Below are 6,730 nucleotides of genomic sequence, written 5' to 3'. Positions count from 1 at the left end.
TGGGTTCATGCCGACCATCCACGCGCGGGCGGTCGCCTCGCCTTCCACCTGGGCGAGCTGCTGAAGGATGCGGGCGGCGTCTGCCTGCTGCTGCGAGGTCGTGAGACGGGCGGCGAGCCGTGGGCCGAGCTGGGCGGCCAGGAAGCCGACGGGGTCGGGGGCGCTCACGTCGGGAATACCTCGGGGTGCGCGGCCTTCCAGTCCAGCCACCGCTTCGGGTGGATGTCGTGGTTGCGGTCCATGGCCTGCTCCAGAGACAGCGGACCTGCGGTCTGGCGGGATTCGGATCCGGGCGGGCCGGGCAAGAACCGCGGACCGTACTGCCAGGTGAGGATGCGATACCCCCAGTCGGCGGGCGCGTACTTGTTGAAGACGCGGGTGATGACGCGGCGTTCGACATAGAGCGGGCGTTTCAGCATGCGCTGCCGTTCGTGGTCGCCGAGGAAGTAGTGGATGTATTCGTCGATGTAGGAGTCGAGCATGGCGGCTTCGGCGTCGGTGGGCCGTTCCTTGCTGCCCCAGCTGTAGCATCTGGTGTTGACGCCGATATAGGCAGCGATGTACTTCCAGTCGGGGTTGAAGCTGGTGACGACAAGGATGCGGAGTTTCGTCAGCGGGTCGTCGCGGTCGGCGTCGGTTCCGAACGGCCAGTCGGCGGTGGTCATGCTGTTCCTATCGGTTGAGGTTCGGCTGGTCGGCCATCCGTTGATGAGCCGGGGGGTGTGGGCGGCAAGCACCCGATTCGCGGCGGCCATCCGGGCTTCCAACCGCTGCCGGGTTTCCGCGTACTGCCCGCCTCGGCAGGCCGCGTAAAGGCGGGCAGCCTCCGCACCATGGCCCACGGCGGCCTGCACACGGGCCGGGAGTTGGTGGGCGGGCAGGTCGGCGACCGCGTCCGGGAGGGGATCGTGGTGCGCGGAGGGGCGATCACGACGGGTCCTGCGCATTCCGGCGGTCAGCGGCCTCCTGGGCCCTTTCTCGTGTGAAGCAGCTCAGGTCGTAGCTGAGGCAGGTGACGCTGTCGGTGACGGGGAAGTGGCGGGGCCATGCTCCTCCACCGTGGAGCACGGCTGGCCCCGGACCTTGGGCGGCTTCGGCGTCTCGGTGCGGGCCGCGTACAGGGCCTCGCGGTGCTGCTCCATGGCCTCTTCGCGGGTGCTGGCCTTGTCGACGGTGGTCTCGATGACACGGCCGCCGAGCAGCCAGCCTTCGAGCCGCCTGTCGGGGGTGTCGTCGAAGATGGTGGTCTCATAGGCGCGGAAGCCGACCTGGATGGTGGACACGGTCAGCGTCCACTCGTCGCCGTGCTTCACGGGCGTGTGACGGACGATTCGAGAGATACGCATCAGGTTCTCCTATACGGCGACCGTACACGCGGCCTGACAAAGGGTGGGTAAGGGGCATCTGAGCTTGCGAGGTACGACGAGGACGAGGCTGTCGGGCTGGTAGGTGGTGCAGCCGTCGACCGTCCAGTGGCCGGAGCCGGCACCCACGCCGCGGACGTATGCCTCGTGCGCGCAGTGATCGCAGTGTCCAGGGTCGAACGGGCGCGCCTCGCCGGTCTGCGGCTTACACGTGCGGGAGGAGTACGACATCCACAGCGCCTGGTCCAACGGCTGCAGTAGGCCGTCGTGCTGGGCCTGCACAGTACCCATAACCGTGTCCCCGGCCTGCACTTGACCGACCGGAGTGAGACGCACCGCCGCCGGGTCGAAGGCTTCGTCGGGCGGGGGGACGATGTGCCAGCCGGAAATGGTCTCGCTGGTGGGCGCGGGCATGATCACACGGTGGAAGGTGACAGGGACGGCGTGTCTCGGAGGCTCCTCGGGGGTGAGATCGGCGACGAGGGCTGTGGTGTTGTCGGCACGCATCGGCGCCCGATCGAGTGCGCCGCGAAGCAACGTGCGTGCGCCCCGGTTGGGGCTGCCTGCGAGGAAGCCGGCCCGGTCAAGGCCCGAGTCCCAGCGACTCGCAGGCGCTATCGGAGACGAGGAGGAGGGGCCCACCGCACGGTCGGGTGTCTGCCCAGATAAGGGGCCGCTCCCCCGGCTCGGGTTCGGTGGCGGTGCTGCCGAACCAGGACGTGACCCGGTTCTGGTCGTAGATGCTCGGGGCCCGCCCGTGGTCAGGTTCGGCGGCGGCTCCCTCGTACACGCGGGTCAGGCCAGCTTCCGCATTCCCAAGGGTCGCGACGGTGCGGGCAAGACGGCAGGCCCGGTTTCGACGGTGTACGTGGTGGTCGCGCGGACGAGGCGGGGTTCGGTGGGTGTGCCGTCCTTCCATGTAGGCGCAATGCGCTTGGCGTGAGCCAGGGCGTTCGCGGCCATGACGCGGTCGATGTACCGGGTGCCGGGCACCCACTCGCCAGCAAGCGGGTCGCGCAACTCAGCGGCCCACGTGTGCTCGGCTGGGTGCGCTTCGCCCTGCCGTGCCTCGTCGGCCATGCGGCGCAACAGCACCGCATGCCGCTCGCGTAGTCGGTCACAGAGCCATACCGGATGTGGATCTCCGTATCGGCGGCCACCGCGTCGGCGGCCTCTCGCAGAACGGCGGCGCGCACCGTGGCCTACCCGTGCTTCAGGAGGACCGCCACCGTCGGCTGATGCTCCAGTTCGTCGAGGAGGACACGCGCGGGACTGCACCAGTCGAAGGTGCCGGAGCCGGGGATGGACGCGATGAGCGCGAACAGGCGGGCCCGCACGTAGGCCCGGTCGGCGGCAGGCTCCCCCTCGGGCCCGGCGAGATCCTCGCACAGGACAGCAGCCCGCTCCGGGTCCAACTCCAGCCAGTACGGCTCACGGTCGAGCCCGGACAGCAGGACGGTCACGGTGCCGTCGTCGCCCCACAGGACATGGTTGCGGCCCCAGCAGAGGTGGGTTGGGGCGTCCGCTCCGGCGAGATCCTCGGCGGTCGGCTCCCCGTCGGCCAGTGCGGTGCGGATCTCGTCCCGCAGTTCGCAGCCCGAGCAACCGTAGTCCGCGCCGAGGTTGTCGTGCCGGGCGACCGAGCCGTGCAGGGTGGACAGGTACGCCTCGGTGCGGCGCAGCAAACCCGTGCGGTCAGCATCCTTCGCGGCCCGCTGCTGCTGGTCGGCGGCGGCTTTCGCCATCATCTCGTCGTGAAAGGCGTCGCCCGACCGGACGTTCGACGGGAGCGACGGATCGATCGGGTAGGGCGGCGGTAACGACTCGTCGGGCTGGTTCACGGTGATCTCCAGGTTGTGATCGGATAGGCGGGCCCGGCCGCCGGTGCTCGAGCCACCGGCGGCCGGTTCACGGGTCATGCGGACGAGGCGGCGGCGGCACGGAGCATGGCCGCCACGTCACCGCGGGTCCGCCCGGGGCACTGCTCCCAGGTCACGGTCAGCTCTTCGTCGAGGTGGGTGACGACGGCGTCCCACAAGTCTGTCTCGTCGGGACGGCGGCCGTCGCTGGGGGCGGCCAGTGCGAGAAGAGAGCAGATGCCGGGGCCGTTGGGGTCTGGGGTCCACTGCGTTTCGCCGAGGTCGGCGGCGTTGCGGAGGGCGGCGTCAAGGCCGGTCGGGCGGTCGGTCACGACTGCTCCTGGGTTGGTGTTTCGTGTATCCGGATGACGGGTCAGACGGCGGGCAGGGTCAGCGCGGACAGCCGGCGCACGATGCTCCCGCAGTAGTCCTGGCGCCCCTCAACCGCGATGGAGCGGCGGCCGGAGTGGCGGATTGCATCGCGGACGACACCGCTTCCGGCGAACGGGTCGACGATCAGGCCGCCGGGGGCGGGCAGGCATAGCGGATGAGCGGATCCACGATCCCGAAGGCTTTTCGGTGGGGTGGGTGGTGAAGCCGCGCAGGTTCTTGACCTGGATGGCAGAAGTCATCCGAGTGCCGTCATCGACCCACGCGCTGGCACGGGTACGGCCGTGATGATGCTGGTTGGTGCGCTTCTGGCCTCAGTAGCCCTTGCGGGCCGCCGCGCGGGCCTGCGCTTCGGCGTCACGTGCGGGGATGGTGGCGAGGAGTTCGCCGGGGCCCGCGGCCCTGGCGAGGGACTTGGTACGGGCCGGGTCGGCGTACAGGGTCCACACGTCGCCGCCCATCCGGGGCCGGTAGGAGAGCTGCCAGAACCGGCGGTTGGCGTAGCAGATCCGCCAGGAACGCGGGCCGGACGGGTGCGCGCTCACACCGGCCGGAAGGTCCGGCAGTTCCGGCGCGGGACCGTACGCGCGGTCTATGTAGGCGAGGTGTTCGGCCGTCGCCGTGATGGCGACGCGCACCGTGTGCGGCCACTGGTGCCCGTCGGGCAGCATCGGTGCCCACTCCTTCCACTGCGCCTCGCTGCTCGCGCTGCCGGTGTACGGCGCCCAGGCTGTGCCGCCCGCGTAGTTGAAGCCAAGCCGCATCAGGTGCCACCCAGCGGCGGTCTTCAGTCCTTCCGTGTTCGCGCCGTCGGTGATGGCTTCCAGGTAGATCCCGGCCGGGTCGTTCTCCCGACCGGCTGGGCCACGCTCCGTGAGCGGGATCATGTGGCGTTCCGCCGTCCCACCCTCGGCGGTCATCAGCCGCAGCATGGCGCCCCCAGCGGCGAGCGGGTACGCCATCCGGATTGCCGCGACGGTCGACAGGGCGGCGAGTTGGCCCGCACGCATCCGCTCTAACCGCTCATCCATGCTGGCCGGCACCTGGGAACGCACGCCGCCCTCGGCGGCCATACGCCGCGCGGCGCCGTGTGCACGGGTGCCCTGGTCGCGACTTACCGGCGCGGCCGTCACGGCGGCTGTCTTCTCCCGCTCGTGGGCAACCGCGCCGACCGCGAGCGCGAGAGCGCCCTTTACGGGTGGCGCTGTGGCTGCCGACCTGGCGCCGCTCGCCACCGACTTCGCGCACCATCCAAACCCACCCCGCGCTCCTGGTCACCTGGTACGCCGCATAGGTGCGCTGCGGGAACCGGCGGCCGTTGAGCGTCTCGCCGGGCAGGTCGAACAGCCAGCCGTCTACGCCGTACTCGGTTCCCTCCGGCGCACGGCCGTTGGTCGGGGTGTACCGGCGGTACGAGCGGGTGACGATCTCCCGGACGATGCTGCGGGCCTGCGTGGTCATGCTGGGGGTTCCTCTCGGGTTGCTGCCGTGGTCGGGTTCGTGCTGAGTGCCCCCGGCCGGTCTCGAACCGGCCGACCCGCCCGCACTCGTCGCAGGGTCGAGGGCGCCATGAGGGTTAGAACGGGGAGCAGCACAGGGGGCCGGTGCACTCGTGTGCGGCGGCCTGCACCTGCGCTGCCTGGCGCTCGCGCTCGGCCTGATCGCTGCGCATGATGCGCCGGGCGACACACGGCGCGTTGTCGCACGTGGTGTGCCCCTTCAGGGCATCGGTGGAGTCGTCGAAGATCTCGATAAGCCCGTAGTCCTCGCACCAGCCGCACAGCGGCTCCGGGGCGTGCAGGCTCTCGCCACTGACGCACCCGATCCATCTGGACGAGTCGTACCAAGCGCCCAGCCCATCGGCCTCGATCCACTCGATAACGCGCGCGCAGTGCAGACAGGTGTGCTTCGGCTCCGGCAGCGTCAGCCCGAAGTGGTCGGCCACGACGGCAGCGCACTGCCCGGCCTGCATGCCCGCGCTCGCCCTGGGCTTGCGCTCGTCACCAAACCCGTTGAACACGAACCGGGTTGACTCGTCGTCGGTGACCGTGGCGGCCACGGCCCATAGCGCGACCGTGGGCAGGTCGTAGTGATCGGCGAACCGGCACCCCTCCGGGGTGCGGGCAGACGGGTCGGCCACACAGTGAATCCGCACCCGCGCACGCCCCGGCACGCTGCACACTACATACTCCGTGGGCAGGCCGTGCCACGGCTTATCGACGTGGTGCACGATCCCGAGTGCTTGGAGTGCGTCACGGAGCATCGCGCCGGTGTGGCTGTCGTACGCGGGGCGCGTCTTGGTGAGGCTGGGGCGTGCGGTGAACGTGGACATGCGGGGTTCTCCTCGGGTTGGTTCGGGTTCCGTGACCGTGGACGCCCCGCCCAGGTGCAGTGCGCGCCGTAAGGGGGTTGGGGTGTCAGGCGCCCTGGCCGGTCAGGCCGCGCGCGGTGCGGTATGCAGGGATCAGGTCCCAGGTGGAGCCGAGCCGGTACCACCAGAAGAGTTCAGGCGATGGCGCCGGTGCGGTGTTCGCGGCGGGCGCGCAAGGTCGCGGCGTGCAGCTGCGTAGCGACAGATCATTACCCACATTGCCCGGATTCCGTAGGCGAGTGTGTCGCGTAAGAACTCCTAACGAAATGATCTTCGAGGTGGTTGGATCTCTCCGGGACTGATGATCCGGGGGTGTGGGGTGGCTCGGCCGAAGCCGTGGGAAGTTGACGACGAGTTGTGGGCGGTGGTCGAGCCGCTGCTGCCCAGGGTTGAGCGACGGATTCGGCATCCGGGACGCAGACGGCATCCGAACCGGCTGGTGTTCCAGGGCATCCTGTTTGTGCTGCATACCGGGATCGCCTGGGAACACCTGCCGCAGGAGCTCGGCTTCGGATCGGGCATGACCTGCTGGCGCCGCCTGGCGGAGTGGACCGAGGCCGGTGTATGGCCGCGGCTGCACGAGGTCCTCCTTGCCAAGCTCCGCGGCGCGAACGCCCTGGACTTCTCCCGGGCAGCCGTCGACGGCTCCCACATCCGGGCGTTGAAGGGGGAGCCAAGACGGGACGAAGCCCCGTCGGCCGGGGCAGGGCGGGCAGCAAGCATCGCCTGGTGACGGACGCTACGGG

Annotated in this window: 9 protein-coding genes and 1 pseudogene; 1 reads left to right on the top strand and 9 read right to left on the bottom strand. The window is 70.0% G+C overall.

What is annotated here, in order from left to right; genetic code table 11:
* Positions 1 to 164 precede the first annotated feature (164 nt).
* From IG78_RS0140500 to IG78_RS0140455, 9 genes are all read right to left on the bottom strand, one after another.
* Complete coding sequence (locus IG78_RS0140500) at positions 165 to 665, bottom strand: hypothetical protein (RefSeq protein ID WP_030574595.1); 501 nt, start codon at positions 663 to 665, stop codon at positions 165 to 167.
* A 327-nt stretch (positions 666 to 992) separates the two neighbouring features.
* Positions 993 to 1,346 (bottom strand): hypothetical protein, encoded by a 354-nt coding sequence (locus IG78_RS0140490; protein ID WP_157856064.1) that lies wholly within the window; start codon positions 1,344 to 1,346, stop codon positions 993 to 995.
* Between the two features lie 9 nt (positions 1,347 to 1,355).
* The gene (locus IG78_RS0140485) at positions 1,356 to 1,871 is read right to left on the bottom strand and encodes a hypothetical protein (RefSeq protein WP_030574585.1); all 516 of its coding nucleotides are present in this window, start codon (positions 1,869 to 1,871) and stop codon (positions 1,356 to 1,358) included.
* 288 nt (positions 1,872 to 2,159) lie between these two features.
* Positions 2,160 to 2,444: a hypothetical protein gene (locus IG78_RS0140475; protein WP_030574579.1), complete on the bottom strand. Its 285-nt coding sequence runs from the start codon at positions 2,442 to 2,444 to the stop codon at positions 2,160 to 2,162.
* A gap of 122 nt (positions 2,445 to 2,566) precedes the next feature.
* Positions 2,567 to 3,283 (bottom strand): hypothetical protein, encoded by a 717-nt coding sequence (locus IG78_RS0140470; protein ID WP_030574576.1) that lies wholly within the window; start codon positions 3,281 to 3,283, stop codon positions 2,567 to 2,569.
* Positions 3,280 to 3,555: a DUF6197 family protein gene (locus IG78_RS0140465; RefSeq protein ID WP_030574573.1), complete on the bottom strand. Its 276-nt coding sequence runs from the start codon at positions 3,553 to 3,555 to the stop codon at positions 3,280 to 3,282. Before IG78_RS0140465 ends, IG78_RS0140470 begins: the two co-directional genes overlap by 4 nt.
* Before the next feature lie 41 nt (positions 3,556 to 3,596).
* The gene (locus IG78_RS52980) at positions 3,597 to 3,740 is read right to left on the bottom strand and encodes a hypothetical protein (RefSeq protein WP_404827849.1); all 144 of its coding nucleotides are present in this window, start codon (positions 3,738 to 3,740) and stop codon (positions 3,597 to 3,599) included.
* A 187-nt stretch (positions 3,741 to 3,927) separates the two neighbouring features.
* Positions 3,928 to 4,644 carry a hypothetical protein gene (locus IG78_RS0140460; RefSeq protein ID WP_157856063.1) on the bottom strand — a complete coding sequence of 239 codons (717 nt, stop codon included), beginning with the start codon at positions 4,642 to 4,644 and terminating at the stop codon, positions 3,928 to 3,930.
* Positions 4,645 to 5,189: 545 nt separating this feature from the next.
* Entirely contained in the window at positions 5,190 to 5,945 is a 756-nt protein-coding gene (locus tag IG78_RS0140455; RefSeq protein WP_030574567.1) for a hypothetical protein, read from the bottom strand.
* 340 nt (positions 5,946 to 6,285) lie between these two features.
* On the opposite strand from IG78_RS0140455, the pseudogene IG78_RS0140450 reads away from it, so the two are divergent.
* Positions 6,286 to 6,730 (top strand): annotated as a pseudogene (locus IG78_RS0140450) (IS5 family transposase); the annotation flags it as partial.

Origin of the sequence: Streptomyces aureocirculatus, from assembly GCF_000720475.1 — a bacterium.
Taxonomy (GTDB): domain Bacteria; phylum Actinomycetota; class Actinomycetes; order Streptomycetales; family Streptomycetaceae; genus Streptomyces; species Streptomyces aureocirculatus.
The sequence above is the reverse complement of the archived record's forward strand: the minus strand, read 5'-3'. Positions and strand labels throughout refer to the sequence as shown.